Below are 17443 nucleotides of genomic sequence, written 5' to 3' on the forward strand. Positions count from 1 at the left end.
CTCTCCCTTCGAGGAGACCCCAGTTCCCTCCGCGGCGCATGTGGACCGCAGGGACGGACCGGTCCCCGCGGCGACCGGTGGGCTTCGGAAACAGGGGAGCGGAAGCCCTCGGTGCCGTCCGGCCATCCCTTTCACACTGCCGCTATGACGGGCGACCCGGGCTTGTTCACTCCGCGCAGCGTGACCTGGCAGATGCACGACGACCCGATGATGTGGGTCGCCGGAATCCGCGCGCTCTACCTCCAGGCCCTGCATCCGCGAGCCGTACGCGGCGTCACGCAGAACTCCGACTTCCGGCGTGACGCCTGGGGCCGGCTGATGCGGACCGCCGACTTCGTCGGCACCACGGCGTACGGCACGGCCGAAGCGGCCGAGAAGGCGGGCGCCCGCGTCCGCAGAATCCACCGCAGGCTGTCCGCGACCGACCCGGAGACGGGGGAGCGGTACGGCGTCGACGAGCCCGCACTGCTGCTGTGGGTGCACTGCGCCGAGATCGACTCCTATCTGCACGTGCTGCGCCGCTCCGGCTACCCGCTCACCGACGCGGCCGCCGACCGCTACCTCGCCGAACACCGCGTCAGCGCCCGTCTGGTCGGTCTCGACCCGGAGGCGGTGCCCGCCGACCGCGCGCAGATGGCGGCGTACTTCGACCGGATCCTCCCCGAGCTCGCCGCGGGACCTGAGGCCCGCGAGGTCGATGACTTCCTGCGCCGTCCGCCCGTCCACCCGCTGCTGGTCCCGGCGCGCGCGGTGCTGTGGCGGCGCGTCGCGAATCTGGCGTACGCCTCGCTGCCGCCGTACGCCCACGCGCTGTACGGCAGACCGGCCCCCGAACCCGACGTCGTCACCCGCCGGCTGCGCGCCACGGGCGCCGCGCTGCGCTGTGTTCCCGCACGTCTGCGATGGCAGCTCCCGCCCAAACACGTTCTGCGGGCGATGGCGAGACTGGGCCCCGAAAGCCGTCCGGCACCGTACAAGGTGCGACGATAGGCCGCCATACTGAACCCTCTGGGGGAGGGCTGGAAGGCGACGGGGGCGGCACACCATGGCGGAGAGCAGACTGATCCAGGGCCGGTACCGGCTGCTGGACCGGATCGGACGCGGTGGCATGGGCGAGGTGTGGCGGGCCCGCGACGAGTCCCTCGGCCGGCAGGTCGCCGTGAAGTGCCTCAAACCGGCCGGGCCGCACCACGACCCGTCCTCGGGACGCGTCCTGCGTGAGCGGTTCCGGCGCGAGGGCCGGGTGGCCGCCGCGCTCCAGCACCGCGGGGTGACGGTCGTCCACGACTTCGGCGACCACGAAGGCGTCCTCTTCCTCGTCATGGAACTCCTGGACGGCCGCAACCTGTGCCAGCTGCTGGACGACGGCGAACGCCGGCCGCTGCCGGTGCCGCAGGTCATCGACATCGCCGACCAGGTGGCCGCGGCCCTCTCCTACACCCACCGGCAGGGCGTCGTGCACCGCGACCTGAAGCCGGCGAACATCGTGCGCCTCGGCGACGGCACCGTGAAGATCTGCGACTTCGGCATCGCCCGCCTCAGCCACGACGTGGGCTTCACCTCCCGGCTCACCGGCACCGGCATCGCCATGGGCACCCCGCACTACATGTCGCCCGAGCAGATCGCGGGCGAGGAGGTCGACCGGCGCAGCGACCTGTACTCGCTGGGATGCGTGCTCTACGAGATCGCCACCGGCCGTCCGCCGTTCGACCTGGACGACCCCTGGGCGATCCTCGTCGGACACCGGGACACCCCGCCCCGGCCGCCGCGCGAGCACCGCGACGACCTGCCGGCCCACCTCGACCGGATCATCCTCGACCTGCTCGCCAAGCAGCCCGCCCAGCGCCCCCAGGACGCGCGGGAGATCGTCCAGCGCCTCGCCGACGCCCCCGGCGCACCGGGCCGCTCGACCGCGCCCGTGCCGCGGCGGCCCGGACCGCAGGCGTCCGAGCGGCACGCGGCGGACGGCGGCGGCCCCCGACTGCCGTCCTGGACCCGGGGCATGACCGTCGGCCCCCCGGCCGTCGGCGCCGGACCGCGGGGCACGCGCCCGGACACCGGGGCGGCCCTGACCGACGAGTGGATACCCCGGCAGACCCTGGTGGCGGTCCCGACCCCGGACGGCGCGCAGGCCCCGTGAACCCCGGCCGCGCGGTGTCCGCCGGCGCGCGCCGCACGACGACAGGAACGGGCCCCGGGCCGCAGGGCCCGCCGCCGGGCCGGGACGGGGGAGGAGCCCGAGTCGCGGGGGCGCGCCGGCCCGTCGGCCGGCACCCGCCGTCACACCCGTCCCGATCAGCAGCGCCCTTGCCGCTCCCAGCCCAGTTCCGAGTACGGCCGCCCGGCGCGGATCCCTGCGACTGCCGTGCGCGCGTAGGCGACCATCGGCTCCGGCAGCGCGTCCAGCGGCCACCAGTCCCAGCTCAGACACTTGTCCGGCTCCAGCACTCGCGGTTCGCCGGCCCAGCGCCGGGCCCGGAAGACGAGCTGCAGGCGCGGCCGGACGTCGGGCGAGTCGACGACGTGCACCACGTGCACGAGCTCGACGTCTTCTGGCGCGAGCTCCAGTCCGGCCTCTTCCCCGGCCTCGCGGACGAGACACGCCACCGCGGACTCCTGCTCGCAGTGGCCGGCCAGGAAGTGGTGGTTCAGGGGCGCGAACGGCGAGTCCGGGTGGCGCAGCCCGAGCAGGATCTCGCCGTCGCGTTCCAGGTAGAGGTGGACGCCGACGGCGTTGAGGACGGTCTCCCGCACGGTCGGCTGCGGCGTAGGGGCGACGGGGGCCGCCTGGTGCCGGGCGATGACCTGCGCGGCGCCCGGCGCCATCGTCAGGTGTGCGGTGGTCGCCGCGTCGAAGAAGGCGAACATGATGCCCTCGGTGACCGGCAGCCGTGAGGGATCGCCGTCCCAGCCGCCCAGGAAGATCTGGATGCCGTCGACGACCGCGTACCGGGTCAGCCCTTCGAGGACCAGGCCCGTCTCCTCCAGCAGTTCGCGGGCGACGGCCTCCTCGGGCGTCTCCTTCCCCTCGCACGCGCCGCCGGGCAGCGACCAGAGGCCGGCGTCGCAGATCGGTTTGTGCGCGTCCCGCAGATGCAGGAGGTACTGGCCGCGCCGGTTGACCAGCAGGGCGGCGCAGTCGCGGGGCTCGGCTGCGGGCATGGCGTGCATGGCGGGCGTCCGGGCGGTCATGGGCTCCCCCTGAGTCCAACGGGCGTGCGCCTCAACGCACTTGAGGTCCCGACGATCGTAGGGGAGCCCGGACCGCACCGGCCCGCGCTCCGGCTTCCGGCTCCGACGGCCCCGAGCGGCCCGGCGCTGCCCCCTCTGGCCGACCTTGATCGGCTCGTGTTACGAAGAACCATGGCTGCACACGAGGGACACCACGGACGAGAGCGGCGCCAGGGCGATCACGACCAGCGGGATCACCGGGGCCGACGCGTCTACGACGCCGTCGTCGTCGGCGGCGGGCACAACGGCCTGGTCGCCGCCGCCTACCTGGCCAGGGCAGGACGGTCCGTGCTGGTGCTGGAGCGGCTGGACCACACCGGGGGCGCCGCCGTCTCCACCCGGCCGTTCGCCGGCGTCGACGCCCGGCTCTCGCGCTACTCCTACCTGGTCAGCCTGCTGCCGCAGAAGATCGTGCGGGATCTGGGGCTCCGCTTCCGCGTCCAGGGCCGCACGATCTCCTCCTACACCCCGGTGGAACGCGACGGACGGGCCACCGGGCTGCTCGTGGGCGGCGGCGCCCGGCGCACACGGGAGGCGTTCGCGCGGCTGACCGGCGGCGAGCGCGAGTACGCGGCCTGGGAGCGCTTCTACGACATGACCGGGCGGGTCGCCCAGCGGGTGTTCCCCACGCTCACCGAGCCGCTGCCGACCCGCGAGGAGCTGCGCCGGCGCGTCGACGACGAGGAGGCCTGGCGGACCCTGTTCGAGGAGCCGATCGGCGTCGCCGTCGAGGAGCGCTTCGCGGACGACCTGGTGCGCGGCGTCGTCCTGACCGACGCCGTCATCGGCACCTTCGCCGACGCACACGACCCCTCGCTCCGGCAGAACCGCTGCTTCCTCTACCACGTGATCGGCGGCGGCACCGGCGCCTGGGACGTCCCCGTCGGCGGCATGGGCGCGCTCACCGACGCCCTGGCCGCCGCCGCCCGCGACGCGGGCGCGGTCCTCGCCACCGGCCATGAGGCCGTGCGGATCGACACGGACGGCCGTACCGCGGAGGTCGCCTACCGCACGGCCGACGGCGAGGGAGTCGCCGTGGCCCGGCACGTCCTGGTGAACGCCTCGCCGCAGGCGCTCGCGGCCCTCACCGGCGACACGCCGCCGGCCCCCGCCGAGGGAGCCCAGCTCAAGGTGAACATGCTGCTGAAGCGGCTGCCGAGGCTGCGGGACGGCTCCGTCGACCCGCGCGAGGCGTTCGCCGGCACCTTCCACATCGCCGAGGGCTACCGGCAGCTGGCCGCCGCCCACGCCCAGGCCGCCGCCGGTGAGCTGCCCGCCGCCCCGCCCTCCGAGATCTACTGCCACTCCCTGACCGACCCGAGCATTCTCGGCCCGGACCTCGTCGAGCGGGGGTACCAGACGCTGACGCTGTTCGGCCTGCACACGCCCGCCCGGCTCTTCGCACCGGACAACGACGCCGTGCGCGAGGAACTGCTGAACTCGACAATCGCCCAGCTGGACGCCCACCTCGCCGAGCCCCTGGCGGACTGCCTGGCCACGGATGCCGACGGGCGCCCCTGCATCGAGGCGAGGACCCCGCTCGACCTGGAGCGCGACCTCGGGCTGCCCGGCGGCAACATCTTCCACCGCGACCTGAGCTGGCCCCACGCCCAGGAGGGGGCAGGCCGCTGGGGCGTGTCGACCCCGCGCGCCAACGTGCTGCTGTGCGGGGCCGGCGCGGTGCGCGGCGGCGGCGTGAGCGGCGTGCCGGGACACAACGCCGCCATGGCGGTGCTCGAAGAGCACGCCTGAGTCTGACGGCGGGCATCCGGTCGGGGAACCCGATCAGGCATCCGGCCAGGCGCCCGATCACGCACCCGTTTCGCGCCTGCGGTCAGGTATGCGGTCAGGGATGTGATCACGCCCGCGGTCACGCCCGCGGTCACGCATCGGGCGGCAAGAATCTGACGGTCTATCAGAAAAGCCCTTCCGTCGTCCGCGTCGCTGCGGCATCCTGCGCCCATGCAGACGGAGCTGAGCACACAACTGGGAGTCGAGCACGCCGTCTTCGGCTTCACGCCGTTCCCCGCGGTCGCCGCGGCCATCAGCCGCGCGGGCGGCTTCGGCGTGCTCGGCGCGGTCCGCTACACCGACCCCGACGACCTCAAACGCGACCTCGACTGGATCGAGGCGCACGTCGACGGCCGGCCGTACGGGCTCGACGTCGTCATGCCCGCCAAGAAGGTCGAAGGGGTGACCGAGGCCGACGTCGAGGCGATGATCCCCGAGGGTCACCGCCAGTTCGTGCGTGAGACCCTCGCCGCCTACGGGGTGCCCGAACTGGCCGAGGGCGAGGCCTCCGGGTGGCGGATCACCGGCTGGATGGAGCAGGTCGCCCGCAGTCAGCTCGACGTCGCCTTCGACTACCCGATCCGGCTGCTGGCCAACGCCCTCGGCTCACCGCCGGCCGACATCGTCGCCCGCGCCCACGAGCGGGGCGTCCTCGTGGCCGCGCTCGCCGGCAGCGCCCGGCACGCCCGCAAGCACAAGGACGCCGGCATCGACATCGTCGTCGCCCAGGGATACGAGGCCGGCGGCCACACCGGCGAGATCGCCTCCATGGTGCTCACCCCGGAGGCCGTCGACGCCGTCGCCCCGCTGCCGGTCCTCGCCGCCGGCGGCATCGGCAGCGGGCGGCAGATCGCCGCGGCCCTCGCGCTGGGCGCCCAGGGCGTCTGGCTCGGATCGCTCTGGCTGACCACCGCCGAGGCCGACCTGCACTCGCCCGCCCTCACCCGCAAGCTCCTCACGGCGGGCTCCGGCGACACCGTCCGCTCCCGCGCGCTGACCGGCAAACCCGCCCGCCAGCTGCGCACCGAGTGGACGGACGCCTGGGACGGCCCCGACGGGCCCGGCACCCTCCCGATGCCCCTGCAGGGCCTGCTCGTCGCCGAGGCGGTCTCCCGCATCCAGAAGTACGAGGTCGACCCCCTGCTCGGTACGCCGGTCGGCCAGATCGTCGGCCGGATGAACGAAGTCCGCAGCGTGCAGGAGGTCTTCGACGACCTCACCCGCGGTTTCGAACAAGCCGTCGACCGCGTCAACCGCATCGCCGGAAGGAGCGGCCAGTGACCAGCACACCCCCCGCGGGATTCTGGGCCCAGGCGACCCAGGACCCGGACCGCGTCGTCCTGATCGCCCCGGGCGGCGAGGAGTGGACCGCCGGACGTCTGCACGCCGCCGCCAACCGGCTGGTGCACGGTCTGCGCGCCGCCGGGCTGGAACGCGGCGACGCCTTCGCCGTCGTCCTGCCCAACTCGGCCGAGTTCTTCACCGCCCATCTCGCCGCCAGCCAGGCCGGCTTCTACCTGGTCCCCGTCAACCACCATCTGATGGGCCCGGAGATCGCCTGGATCGTCTCCGACTCCGGCGCCAGGGTGCTGCTGGCCCACGAACGGTTCGCCGACCAGGCCCGCCGTGCCGCCGACGAGGCCGGCCTGCCCGCCGGCGGGCGATACGCCGTCGGTGAGATCGACGGGTTCCGGCCGTACGCCGAACTCCTCGCCGGGCAACCCGACTCGCCGCCCGCCGACCGCACCCTCGGCTGGGTCATGAACTACACCTCGGGCACGACGGGCCGCCCGCGCGGCATCCGGCGGCCGCTGCCCGGCAAAGCGCCCGAGGAGGCGTATCTCGGCGGCTTCCTCGGCATCTTCGGCATCAGGCCCTTCGACGACAACGTGCATCTCGTCTGCTCGCCGCTCTATCACACGGCGGTGCTCCAGTTCGCGGGCGCGTCCCTGCACATCGGCCACCGGCTGGTCGTGATGGACAAGTGGACGCCCGAGGAGATGCTGCGGCTCATCGACAGCGGCCGCTGCACCCACACCCACATGGTCCCCACCCAGTTCCACCGGCTGCTCGCCCTGCCGGAGGAGGTGCGGGCGCGCTACGACGTGTCGTCCATGCGGCACGCCATCCACGGTGCCGCGCCCTGCCCCGACCATGTGAAACGGGCGATGATCGACTGGTGGGGGAACTGCGTCGAGGAGTACTACGCGGCCAGTGAGGGCGGCGGCGCGTTCGCCACGGCGGAGGACTGGCTGAAGAAGCCCGGCACCGTCGGAAAGGCGTGGCCCATCAGCGAGCTGGCGGTCTTCGACGACGAGGGCCACCGGCTGCCGGCGGGTGAACTCGGCACCGTGTACATGAAGATGACGACGGGCGGCTTCGCGTACCACAAGGACGAGGACAAGACACGCAAGAACCGTATCGGCGACTTCTTCACCGTCGGCGACCTCGGCGTGCTCGACGAGGACGGCTACCTGTTCCTCCGCGACCGCAAGATCGACATGATCATCTCCGGCGGCGTCAACATCTACCCCGCCGAGATCGAGTCCGCGCTGCTCGCCCACCCGGCCGTCGCCGACGCGGCCGTCTTCGGCATCCCGCACGACGACTGGGGCGAGCAGGTGAAGGCCGTCGTCGAACCGGCGCCGGGCCACGAGCCGGGACCCGCCCTCGCCGCGGCCCTCCTCGACCACTGCGCCGACCGGCTGGCCGGCTACAAGCGGCCCAGGAGCGTCGACTTCCTCGCCGAGATGCCCCGCGATCCCAACGGCAAGCTGTACAAGCGTCGGCTGCGGGAGCCGTACTGGGAGGGCCGGACGCGCCCGGTGTGAGCGAGTCCGGCCGACGGCACGGCGGCCGCCCCTCGGCCGAGAGCCCTCCCCGGCTGTTCGGCGAGAGTCCCCCCGGCTGTTCGGCGAGGGCGCTCCCCGGCGTTCGGCGAGGGACCTGCGTCCCCGCGGGACGGCTTCGACGGCGCTGGAGGCCGGACCCGGCTGCCCGCCGTCGGACCCGGACCTGGCTGCCCGCCGTCGGGCCCGGGCTCGGCCGCCCGCCGCCGGGCCCGGCCCGGACCCGGGCCCACGGCGGGGGCGCGGACCCGCGCCGCCGGTGTCCGGACCGGGCCGGCGCCCCCTCCCCGTCACGGCGACTTGACCTGCCCCCGCCCTCGCCCGAGGATCATGGGTCATGACGCCCGGACACGGCAGCACGGTCGACGGGGTGCTGCGGCGCAGCGCCCGCCGCACCCCGGCGCGCGTCGCGATCGAATACCGCGACCGCACCTGGACCTACGAGGAACTCGACGAGGCCGTCTCGCGTGCGGCGAGCGTCCTGCTCGGCGCCGGCCTCGCCCCGGGCGACCGGGTCGGCGCCTACGGCCACAACTCCGACGCCTACGTCATCGCGTTCCTCGCCTGCGCCCGCGCCGGGCTGGTCCACGTGCCCGTGAACCAGAACCTCACCGGCGACGACCTGGCGTACGTGGTCCGCCAGTCGGGCAGCGCGCTGGTCCTCGCCGACCCCGATCTCGTGTCGCGGCTTCCCGACGGCGTGCGCACGTCGGCCCTGCGCGACGCCGACGACTCGCTGCTGGCCCTGCTGGCCGCGGCCGACCCGTACGACGGTCCCGAGCCGCGCTCCGAGGACCTGGTGCAGTTGCTGTACACCTCGGGCACGACTGCCCTGCCGAAGGGCGCGATGATGACGCACCGCGCCCTGGTGCACGAGTACCTGAGCGCCATCGCCGCCCTCGACCTCAGCGCCGGCGACCGTCCCGCGCACTCCCTGCCGCTGTACCACTCGGCGCAGATGCACGTCTTCCTGCTGCCCTGTCTCGCGGTCGGCGCGACGAACCTCGTGCTGGACGCCCCGGACGGCGACCGTCTCCTCGAACTGATCGAGGCGGACCGCGTCGACAGCCTGTTCGCCCCGCCGACCGTGTGGATGGCCCTGGCGGGTCGCCCCGACTTCGACGAGCGTGACCTGAGCGGGCTGCGCAAGGCGTACTACGGCGCGTCGGTCATGCCGGTGCCCGTGCTGGAGCGGCTGCGCGCACGCCTGCCGAAGCTCGGCTTCTACAACTGCTTCGGGCAGAGCGAGATCGGTCCGCTCGCCACCGTCCTCGCGCCCGACGAGCACAAGGGGCGCCTGGACTCCTGCGGGCGCACGGTGCTGTTCGTGGAAGCCCGGGTCGTCGACGAGGACGGCGCGGAGGTCCCCGACGGCACGCCGGGCGAGATCGTCTACCGCTCCCCGCAGCTGTGCGAGGGCTACTGGGACAAGCCCGAGGAGACCGCCGCGGCCTTCCGTGACGGCTGGTTCCGCTCCGGGGACCTCGCCGTGCGCGACGCCCACGGGTTCTTCACGATCGTCGACCGGGTGAAGGACGTCATCAACACCGGCGGCGTACTGGTCGCCTCACGCCAGGTCGAGGACGCGCTGTACGCCCACGACGCCGTCGCGGACGCCGCGGTGATCGGGCTGCCGGACGAGAAGTGGATCGAGGCGGTGACCGCGGTGGTGGTCGCGCGCGACGAGGTGAGCGAGGAGGAGCTCATCGCGCACGTCCGGGAGAGGCTCCCGTCGTTCAAGGCCCCCAAGCGGGTGTTCTTCGTCGACGGACTCCCGCGCAACGCCAGCGGGAAGATCCTCAAGCGGGAACTGCGCGAGCGGTTCGGCTCGTGACCCGCGCGGACCTCGTCACTCCCGGGGCCGCAGGTCCACGATCCGCCTGATCTTGCCCACCGACCGCTCCAGCGTCTCGGGGTCGACGATCTCCACGGCGGCGGACACGCCGATGCCGTCCTTCACCGCCGCCGCGACGGTCCGGGCGGCCGTCTCGCGGTCGGCGGGCGTGGCGTCGCGTCGGGCCTCCGCGCGGATCGTGAGGGCGTCGAGCCGGCCCTCGCGGGTCAGCCGGAGCTGGAAGTGGGGCGCCACGGCCGGAGTGCGCAGCACGATCTCCTCGATCTGGGTGGGGAAGAGGTTCACCCCGCGCAGGATGACCATGTCGTCGCTGCGGCCGGTCACCTTCGCCATGCGGCGGAAGACGCGGGCCGTCCCCGGCAGCAGCCGCGTCAGGTCCCGGGTGCGGTAGCGGACGATCGGCATCGCCTCCTTGGTGAGCGAGGTGAACACCAGCTCGCCCTCCTCGCCGTCCGGCAGGACCTCGCCGGTGACCGGGTCGACGACCTCGGGGTAGAAGTGGTCCTCCCAGATGTGGAGCCCGTCCTTCGTCTCCACGCACTCCTGCGCCACCCCCGGACCGATCACCTCCGACAGCCCGTAGATGTCGACCGCGTCGATCGCGAACCGTTCCTCGATCTCCTGCCGCATCCGCTCGGTCCAGGGCTCGGCGCCGAAGATCCCCACCCGCAGCGAGGTGGAGCGCGGATCGACGCCCTGCCGCTCGAACTCGTCCAGCAGGGTCAGCATGTAGGACGGGGTCACCATGACGACCCGGGGCTCGAGGTCCTGGATCAACTGGACCTGACGGGACGTCATGCCGCCGGACGCCGGGATCACCGTGCAGCCGAGGCGTTCGGCGCCGTAGTGCGCGCCGAGGCCGCCGGTGAACAGGCCGTAGCCGTAGGCCACATGGACCGTGTCGCCCGGCCTGCCGCCCGCCGCGCGGATCGAACGGGCCACCAGGTCCGCCCACAGCGACAGGTCGGCGTCCGTGTAGCCGACGACCGTCGGGCGGCCCGTGGTGCCGCTGGAGGCGTGGATGCGGCGGATGCGCTCCCTGGGGACGGCGAACATGCCGTACGGGTAGTGCGCGCGAAGGTCGGCCTTGCCGGTGAAGGGGAAGCGGGCCAGGTCGCCGAGGTCGCGGCAGTCGTCGGGGTGGACGCCGGCTTTGTCGAAGGCCTCGCGGTAGAAGGGCACGCCGGCGTACGCGTGACGCAGTGAGGCACGCAGACGCTCCAGCTGCCGTGCGCGCAGGGCGTCCTCGGTGAGGCGTTCGCCCTCGTCCAGCGCGTTCCTCGTGTCCGCCATCGAGGTTCTCCCTCACCCGAATCGTGCCGATGCGGCCGACCGATCATTCGGTCGATCTTCCTGGGGATCAGTAATCCAGGATGAAGGCCGTCAGGCAAGGGTTCGGCTACGGGTTTCGCCCGGAGATCGCGATCAGGAGCTCTCCGCCAGCGCCGCCTCCCGTGCCCACCGGTAGTCGGCCTTCCCGCTCGGGGAGCGGCGGATGGACTCGGTGAGCACCAGCTGGCGCGGGATCTTGTAGCCGGCCAGCCGGGTGCGGCAGTGACTCTGGATCTCCTCCAGGGAGAGCGGCGGGGCGCCCCGGCGCACCTGGACCACCGCTGCCACATGGGCGCCCCACCGCGCGTCAGGCACCCCCGCCACCAGGGCGTCGTACACGTCCGGATGCGCCTTCAGCGCCTGTTCGACCTCCTCGGGGTACACCTTCTCGCCGCCGGTGTTGATGCACTGCGAGCCGCGCCCGAGGACCACGACCACGCCGGCCTCGTCGACCGTCGCCATGTCGCCGAGCAGGACCCAGCGCTCACCGTCCTTCTCGAAGAAGGTCTCGGCGGTCTTCGCCGGGTCGTTGTAGTAGCCGAGGGGGACATGGCCGCACTGGGCGACCCGTCCGATCTCGCCCGGTGCGACCAGCTCCTTCGTGGCCGGATCGACCACCCGGGTGCGGGAGTTGACCCGGACGCGGAAGCCGCGCTCGGGGCCCGAGTCGTCCGTTGCCGTGCCGTTGAAGCCGGACTCCGAGGAGCCGAAGTTGTTGAGCAGCATCGCGTTCGGCATCAGCGCCCGGAACTGCCGGCGGACCGTGTCCGACATGACGGCCCCGGACGAGGAGACGCTGAACACGGACGAGCAGTCCGTCCCCCGCATCGGGCCCTCGAGCGCGTCGATCAGCGGCCGCAGCATCGCGTCACCGACCAGGGAGATGGCGTTGACCTTCTCCTCCGCGATGGTCCGCAACACCTCCTCGGGCACGAACTTGCTGTGCAGGACGACCCGTTGGCCGAAGTTGAAGCCGATGAACGCGGTGAGGGTCGACGTGCCGTGCATCAGCGGGGGAGTGGGGAAGAAGGTGATCCCGGAGCCGCCCGCGGCGACCCGCTCGGCGAGCTCCTCCGGCTTCTTCACCGGCTCCCCGGTCGGCGCCCCGCCCCCCAGCCCGGCGAAGAACAGGTCCTCCTGACGCCACATCACGCCCTTGGGCATACCGGTCGTGCCGCCCGTGTAGATGATGAACTGGTCGTCCCCCGAGCGTGCCGGGAAGCCGCGCTCCGGGGAGCCGCCCGCCTCGGCGTCCGCGAAGGAGACGATGTCCGCGAAGGAGGCGACGGCCTCGCCCGCCGGGCCGACCCGTATCAGGTGCCGCAGCGCCGGGACCTGCGGCAGCGCGGCCGCCACCCGGTCGGTGAACTCCGCCTCGAAGACGAGGGCGACCAGGTCGGCGTCCCGGTAGAGGTAGACCAGCTCCTCCTCCACGTACCGGTAGTTGACGTTGACCGGCACGATCCGGGCCTTGAGGCAGCCGAGGACCGTCTGCAGGTACTCGACGCCGTTGTACAGGTGCAGGCCGAGATGCTCGCCGGGGCGGATCCCGCTGTCGAGGAGGTGGTGGCCGATGCGGTTGGCCGCGGCGTCCAGCTCCGCGTACGTCAGACGGCGTTCCGCGCCCGAGCGCGGGTGGTCCACGTGGACGAGCGCCTCGCGGTCCGCCGCCACGTCGACGACCGACTCGAACAGGTCGGCAAGGTTGTACTCCACCGTTCCTCCTGACCTCACGACGGCCTGGCTCCCAGACGGTTCGCCGGTCATCAGAGCAAAGGGCACGGCAAGTGGGAAGGGCTCCGGCGAAGAAATCTGACTGTCTGTCAGAAAACCCTTGAACTGCCATCACGCCTACTGCAACCTGTTCTCGTTCTTTCCGAGGGGAGATCTGCGATGGGCGGTACCGAACACCTCACCGTGCGGCGCGAGGGCGCCACACTGGTGCTCACGCTCAACAGGCCGGAGGCCAGGAACGCACTCTCGATCGCCATGCTCGTCGGCCTGTACGACGGCTGGCTCGAGGCCGACGCGGACGACTCGGTCCGATCGGTGGTCCTCACCGGCGCCGGCGGCTCCTTCTGCGCCGGCATGGACCTCAAGGCGCTCGCCGGCCAGGGCATGGAGGGCGAGCAGCACCGCGACCGGCTCAAGGCCGACCCGGACCTGCACTGGAAGGCGATGCTGCGCCACCACCGCCCCCGCAAACCGGTGATCGCCGCCGTCGAGGGCCACTGCGTGGCGGGCGGCACCGAGATGCTCCAGGGCACCGACATCCGCGTCGCGGGGGAGTCCGCCACCTTCGGCCTCTTCGAGGTCAGGCGCGGCCTTTTCCCGATCGGCGGCTCCACGGTCCGCCTGCCACGGCAGATCCCGCGCACCCACGCCCTGGAGATGCTGCTCACCGGACGGCCCTACAGCGCCCGCGAAGCCGCCGGCATCGGCCTGATCGGTCACGTCGTGCCCGCCGGGACCGCGCTCGAGAGGGCCCTGGAGATCGCCGAACGCGTCAACGCCTGCGCTCCGCTCGCCGTGGAGGCCGTGAAGGCGTCCGTGTACGAGGCCGCCGAGCTGACCGAGGCGGACGGGCTGGCCGCCGAACTGGCACGGGGCTGGCCGGTGTTCGACACGGACGACGCGAAGGAGGGCGCCCGCGCCTTCGCGGAGAAACGGCCGCCGGTCTACCGACGCGCGTGACGCTCCGCCGGGCGAGTGGGCGGTAAGCGCAGTTCGCCATACTGCGGGTCCGTTGTGGCTGGTCGCGCAGTCCCCCGCGCCCCCTCCGGGGCGCTCCCGCTGACGTCGGCTTCCCAGGGAGGCAGCTCCGATGCCCGAAGTGCTCAAAGCTCCGCTCGTCGTCGAGTTCCCGTTCACCCGGTCCCTCGGACCCGTCCAGAGTGCCTTCCTCACCGGCCTGCGCGAACGCGTCGTCCTCGGCGTGCGCACCGGAGACGGCCGCACCCTCGTCCCGCCCGTGGAGTACGACCCCGTCACCGCCGAGGAGCTCCACGAGCTCGTCGAGGTCGCCGCCACCGGCACGGTCACCACCTGGGCCTGGAACCACGCCCCCCGGCGCGGCCAGCCCCTCGCCACCCCGTTCGCCTGGGTCCTGGTCCGCCTCGACGGTGCCGGCACCGCCCTCCTGCACGCCCTCGACGCCCCCGGCCCCGACGCCGTCCACACCGGCATGCGGGTCCGGATCCGCTGGGCGGAGAACCGCACCGGCGCCATCACGGACATCGCCTGCTTCGAGCCCCACGACGGCGAACCCGGCCGGCCGGGCGGCGAACGGCAGGAGTCCGACGGCGAACGCGTCACCGGCATCGTCGCCCCCGCCCGCCTCGACTACACCTACTCGCCCGGCCGCGCCCAGTCCGCATACATCGAGGCGCTCTCCACCCGGCGCACCGTCGGCGAACGCTGCCCGTCGTGCCGCAAGGTGTACGTCCCACCGCGCGGAGCCTGCCCCACCTGCGGAGTCCCGACCGCCGAGCAGGTCGAGGTGGGACCGCGCGGGACCGTCACCACCTTCTGCATCGTGAACATCAAGGCGAAGAACCTCGACATCGAAGTCCCCTACGTCTACGCCCACATCGCTCTCGACGGCGCGGGCCTCGCCCTGCACGGCCGCATCGGCGGCATCCCCTACGACCAGGTGCGCATGGGCCTGCGCGTCGAACCCGTGTGGACGGACGGCGCCCGCTACCCCGACCACTACCGGCCGACCGGCGAACCCGACGCGGACTACGACGCCTACAAGGAGCTGCTGTGACCCGCGAGGAAACCCCGGGCGTCCGCGACATCGCGGTCGTGGCCTTCGCGCAGACCGACGTCCTGCGCACCACCGACGAGCTCTCCGAAGTCGAGATGCTCATGCCGGTCCTGCACAGCGTCCTGGACCGGACCGGCCTGAAGACCGCCGACATCGGCTTCACCTGCTCCGGCTCCAGCGACTACCTCGCCGGCCGCGCCTTCTCCTTCACCCTCGCCCTGGACGGCGTCGGCGCCTGGCCGCCCATCTCCGAGTCGCACGTCGAGATGGACGGCGCCTGGGCGCTGTACGAGGCGTGGACCAAGCTCCTCACCGGCGACGCCGACACCGCGCTCGTCTACTCCTACGGCAAGTCCTCGCCCGGCTCCCTGCGCGACGTCCTCACCCGCCAGCTCGACCCGTACTACGTCGCCCCCCTGTGGCCCGACTCCGTCGCGCTCGCCGCGCTCCAGGCACAGGCCCTCATCGACGCGGGCGAAGCCGACGAGAGCGCTCTCGCCGCGATCGGCGCCCGCAGCCGACGGGTCGCGACCCTCAACTCCCACGCCCAGCTGCGCGGCACGGCGCCCCAGGGCGACTACGCGGTACGACCGCTGCGCACCGGCGACTGCCCGCCCGTCGGCGACGGCGCCGCCGCCGTGATCCTCGCCGCGGGGGAACGGGCCCGTGAGCTGTGCTCGCGGCCCGCGTGGATCCGGGGCATCGACCACCGCATCGAGGCCCACTCGCTCGGCGTGCGCGACCTCACCGACTCGCCCTCCACCCGACTCGCCGCCGAGCGGGCCGGCGTCTTCGAACGGCCCGTCGACACCGCCGAACTGCACGCCCCCTTCAGCGCGCAGGAGATCGTCCTGCGCAAGGCGCTGCGGCTGGACGACAGCGTGCGGGTGAACCTGTCCGGCGGCGCCCTCGCCGCCAACCCGATGATGGCCGCCGGCCTCATCCGCGTGGGCGAGGCCGCCGCCCGCATCCACCGGGGCGAGTCCGATCGGGCACTCGCCCACGCCACGTCCGGCCCGTGTCTGCAACAGAACCTGGTCGCCGTACTCGAAGGGGATGCGCGATGAGCAAGGAGCCCGTGGCCGTCGTCGGGATCGGCCAGACCAAGCACGTCGCCGCCCGGCGGGACGTCTCGATCGCCGGGCTGGTCCGGGAGGCGGCCCGGCGCGCCCTCGACGACGCCGAGCTGACCTGGGCCGACGTCGACGCCGTCGTCATCGGCAAGGCACCCGACTTCTTCGAGGGCGTCATGATGCCCGAGCTGTACCTCGCCGACGCCCTCGGCGCGGTCGGCAAGCCCATGCTGCGCGTGCACACGGCCGGCTCCGTCGGCGGTTCGACGGCGCTGGTCGCCGCCGGTCTCGTCGCCGCCCGTGTCCACGGCACCGTCCTCACCCTCGCCTTCGAGAAGCAGTCCGAGTCCAACGCCATGTGGGGGCTGTCCCTGCCGGTCCCCTTCCAGCAGCCCCTGCTCGCCGGGGCGGGCGGGTTCTTCGCCCCGCACGTACGCGCCTACATGCGCCGCAGCGGCGCGCCCGACACCGTCGGCTCCCTCGTGGCGTACAAGGACCGCCGCAACGCGCTGAAGAACCCCTACGCACACCTCCACGAGCACGACATCACCCTGGAGAAGGTCCAGGCCTCGCCGATGCTGTGGGACCCGATCCGCTACTCGGAGACCTGCCCCTCCTCCGACGGAGCCTGTGCGATGGTCCTCACCGACCGGGCCGGCGCCGCCCGCGCCCCGCGCCCGCCCGCCTGGATGCTCGGCGGGGCGATGCGCAGCGAACCGACACTCTTCGCGGGCAAGGACGCCGTCTCGCCGCAGGCCGGCAAGGACTGCGCCGCGGACGTCTACCGCCAGGCCGGGATCGGCGACCCGCGCCGGGACATCGACGCCGTCGAGATGTACGTGCCGTTCTCCTGGTACGAGCCCATGTGGCTGGAGAACCTCGGCTTCGCCGACGAGGGCGAGGGCTGGAAGCTCACCGAGGCCGGCGTCACCGAACTCGACGGGGACCTGCCGGTCAACATGTCGGGCGGCGTCCTGTCCACCAACCCGATCGGCGCCTCCGGCATGATCCGCTTCGCGGAGGCGGCGCTCCAGGTACGCGGACAGGCCGGCGAACACCAGGTGGAGCGGGCCCGCCGGGTCCTCGGGCACGCCTACGGGGGCGGCTCGCAGTTCTTCTCCATGTGGCTCGTGGGAGCGCGACCGCCGGAGTCCTGAAAGGTCCTTCCCACGTGCTCTGTCGGCGTCCGGACCCGGTCGCTAGGCTGGCCCGCGGACGACGAACCGGGAGGAGCACGGACGTGGCCGAGAGCACCATCCAGCAGCCGCCGCTCACGGGCTGGGACAAGCCGGAGCTGGACCTCAGCAACGCCGAGTGGCAGTCCAGCAGCCGGGGGCGGGGGGATGTCCAGATCGCCTTCGTCGAGGGATTCATCGCGATGCGCAACAGCGGCAGCCCCCAGAGCCCTTCTCTGATCTTCACCCCCGCGGAGTGGGGCGCGTTCGTGTCGGGGGCGCGGGAAGGGGAGTTCGACCTGACCTGAGACCGGTCGCCCTCCGGGCCGGCCGGTCCGCCGACCGCCGCTGCGGCCCCCTCGGGGACG

General features: G+C 72.9%; 13 protein-coding genes and 1 pseudogene. 11 read left to right on the forward strand and 3 right to left on the reverse strand.

Annotation, left to right across the window (positions count from 1 at the left end):
- Positions 1–144: 144 nt before the first annotated feature.
- Both ACN6LD_RS10850 and ACN6LD_RS10855 read left to right on the forward strand, forming a co-directional pair.
- Positions 145–990: an oxygenase MpaB family protein gene (locus ACN6LD_RS10850; protein ID WP_445042996.1), complete on the forward strand. Its 846-nt coding sequence runs from the start codon at positions 145–147 to the stop codon at positions 988–990.
- A gap of 55 nt (positions 991–1045) precedes the next feature.
- Positions 1046–2092 (forward strand): annotated as a pseudogene (locus ACN6LD_RS10855) (serine/threonine-protein kinase); the annotation flags it as partial.
- 203 nt (positions 2093–2295) lie between these two features.
- On the opposite strand, the gene ACN6LD_RS10860 reads toward ACN6LD_RS10855, so the two are convergent.
- A complete protein-coding gene (locus ACN6LD_RS10860) occupies positions 2296–3192 on the reverse strand; it encodes an NUDIX hydrolase (protein WP_445042997.1) in 897 nt (298 codons plus the stop codon).
- 171 nt (positions 3193–3363) lie between these two features.
- Between ACN6LD_RS10860 and ACN6LD_RS10865 the strand changes: the two genes are divergently transcribed.
- The 4 genes from ACN6LD_RS10865 (at position 3364) to ACN6LD_RS10880 (ending at position 9705) form a co-directional block, all read left to right on the forward strand.
- On the forward strand, positions 3364–4983 hold the full coding sequence (locus ACN6LD_RS10865) for a phytoene desaturase family protein (protein WP_319196150.1): 1620 nt from the start codon (positions 3364–3366) through the stop codon (positions 4981–4983).
- Between the two features lie 210 nt (positions 4984–5193).
- Complete coding sequence (locus ACN6LD_RS10870) at positions 5194–6303, forward strand: NAD(P)H-dependent flavin oxidoreductase (protein WP_445042998.1); 1110 nt, start codon at positions 5194–5196, stop codon at positions 6301–6303.
- Positions 6300–7853, forward strand: a complete 1554-nt coding sequence (locus ACN6LD_RS10875) for an acyl-CoA synthetase (RefSeq protein WP_445042999.1) — start codon at positions 6300–6302, stop codon at positions 7851–7853. Before ACN6LD_RS10870 ends, ACN6LD_RS10875 begins: the two co-directional genes overlap by 4 nt.
- Before the next feature lie 355 nt (positions 7854–8208).
- On the forward strand, positions 8209–9705 hold the full coding sequence (locus ACN6LD_RS10880) for a fatty acyl-CoA synthetase (RefSeq protein ID WP_445043000.1): 1497 nt from the start codon (positions 8209–8211) through the stop codon (positions 9703–9705).
- 15 nt (positions 9706–9720) lie between these two features.
- Here ACN6LD_RS10880 and paaK read toward each other — a convergent pair whose 3' ends face one another.
- On the reverse strand, positions 9721–11019 hold the full coding sequence (paaK, locus tag ACN6LD_RS10885; protein ID WP_319194733.1) for a phenylacetate--CoA ligase PaaK: 1299 nt from the start codon (positions 11017–11019) through the stop codon (positions 9721–9723).
- Between the two features lie 132 nt (positions 11020–11151).
- On the reverse strand, positions 11152–12774 hold the full coding sequence (locus ACN6LD_RS10890) for an acyl-CoA synthetase (protein ID WP_319194731.1): 1623 nt from the start codon (positions 12772–12774) through the stop codon (positions 11152–11154).
- Between the two features lie 177 nt (positions 12775–12951).
- Here ACN6LD_RS10890 and ACN6LD_RS10895 point away from each other — a divergent pair, with 177 nt between their 5' ends.
- From ACN6LD_RS10895 to ACN6LD_RS10915, 5 genes are all read left to right on the forward strand, one after another.
- On the forward strand, positions 12952–13752 hold the full coding sequence (locus ACN6LD_RS10895; RefSeq protein ID WP_319194729.1) for a crotonase/enoyl-CoA hydratase family protein: 801 nt from the start codon (positions 12952–12954) through the stop codon (positions 13750–13752).
- Positions 13753–13882: 130 nt separating this feature from the next.
- Positions 13883–14827, forward strand: coding sequence for a Zn-ribbon domain-containing OB-fold protein (locus ACN6LD_RS10900; RefSeq protein ID WP_445043001.1), 945 nt, complete (start codon positions 13883–13885; stop codon positions 14825–14827).
- On the forward strand, positions 14824–15894 hold the full coding sequence (locus tag ACN6LD_RS10905) for a thiolase domain-containing protein (protein WP_319194725.1): 1071 nt from the start codon (positions 14824–14826) through the stop codon (positions 15892–15894). The genes ACN6LD_RS10900 and ACN6LD_RS10905 overlap by 4 nt, the downstream gene beginning before the upstream one ends.
- Positions 15891–17057, forward strand: a complete 1167-nt coding sequence (locus tag ACN6LD_RS10910) for a thiolase domain-containing protein (protein WP_057581674.1) — start codon at positions 15891–15893, stop codon at positions 17055–17057. Before ACN6LD_RS10905 ends, ACN6LD_RS10910 begins: the two co-directional genes overlap by 4 nt.
- 83 nt (positions 17058–17140) lie before the next feature.
- Positions 17141–17383 (forward strand): DUF397 domain-containing protein, encoded by a 243-nt coding sequence (locus ACN6LD_RS10915; protein WP_057581675.1) that lies wholly within the window; start codon positions 17141–17143, stop codon positions 17381–17383.
- The last annotated feature ends 60 nt before the right edge of the window (positions 17384–17443 follow it).

The organism is Streptomyces sp. SAS_272, from assembly GCF_052543235.1.

What these genes read in the sequence shown, in the direction of transcription:
- ACN6LD_RS10850 (WP_445042996.1), top strand. Translation starts at nt 145, where the DNA reads ATGACGGGCGACCCGGGCTTGTTCACTCCGCGCAGCGTGACCTGGCAG.
- ACN6LD_RS10860 (WP_445042997.1), bottom strand. Translation starts at nt 3,192, where the DNA reads ATGACCGCCCGGACGCCCGCCATGCACGCCATGCCCGCAGCCGAGCCC.
- ACN6LD_RS10865 (WP_319196150.1), top strand. Translation starts at nt 3,364, where the DNA reads ATGGCTGCACACGAGGGACACCACGGACGAGAGCGGCGCCAGGGCGAT.
- ACN6LD_RS10870 (WP_445042998.1), top strand. Translation starts at nt 5,194, where the DNA reads ATGCAGACGGAGCTGAGCACACAACTGGGAGTCGAGCACGCCGTCTTC.
- ACN6LD_RS10880 (WP_445043000.1), top strand. Translation starts at nt 8,209, where the DNA reads ATGACGCCCGGACACGGCAGCACGGTCGACGGGGTGCTGCGGCGCAGC.
- paaK (WP_319194733.1), bottom strand. Translation starts at nt 11,019, where the DNA reads ATGGCGGACACGAGGAACGCGCTGGACGAGGGCGAACGCCTCACCGAG.
- ACN6LD_RS10895 (WP_319194729.1), top strand. Translation starts at nt 12,952, where the DNA reads ATGGGCGGTACCGAACACCTCACCGTGCGGCGCGAGGGCGCCACACTG.
- ACN6LD_RS10900 (WP_445043001.1), top strand. Translation starts at nt 13,883, where the DNA reads ATGCCCGAAGTGCTCAAAGCTCCGCTCGTCGTCGAGTTCCCGTTCACC.
- ACN6LD_RS10910 (WP_057581674.1), top strand. Translation starts at nt 15,891, where the DNA reads ATGAGCAAGGAGCCCGTGGCCGTCGTCGGGATCGGCCAGACCAAGCAC.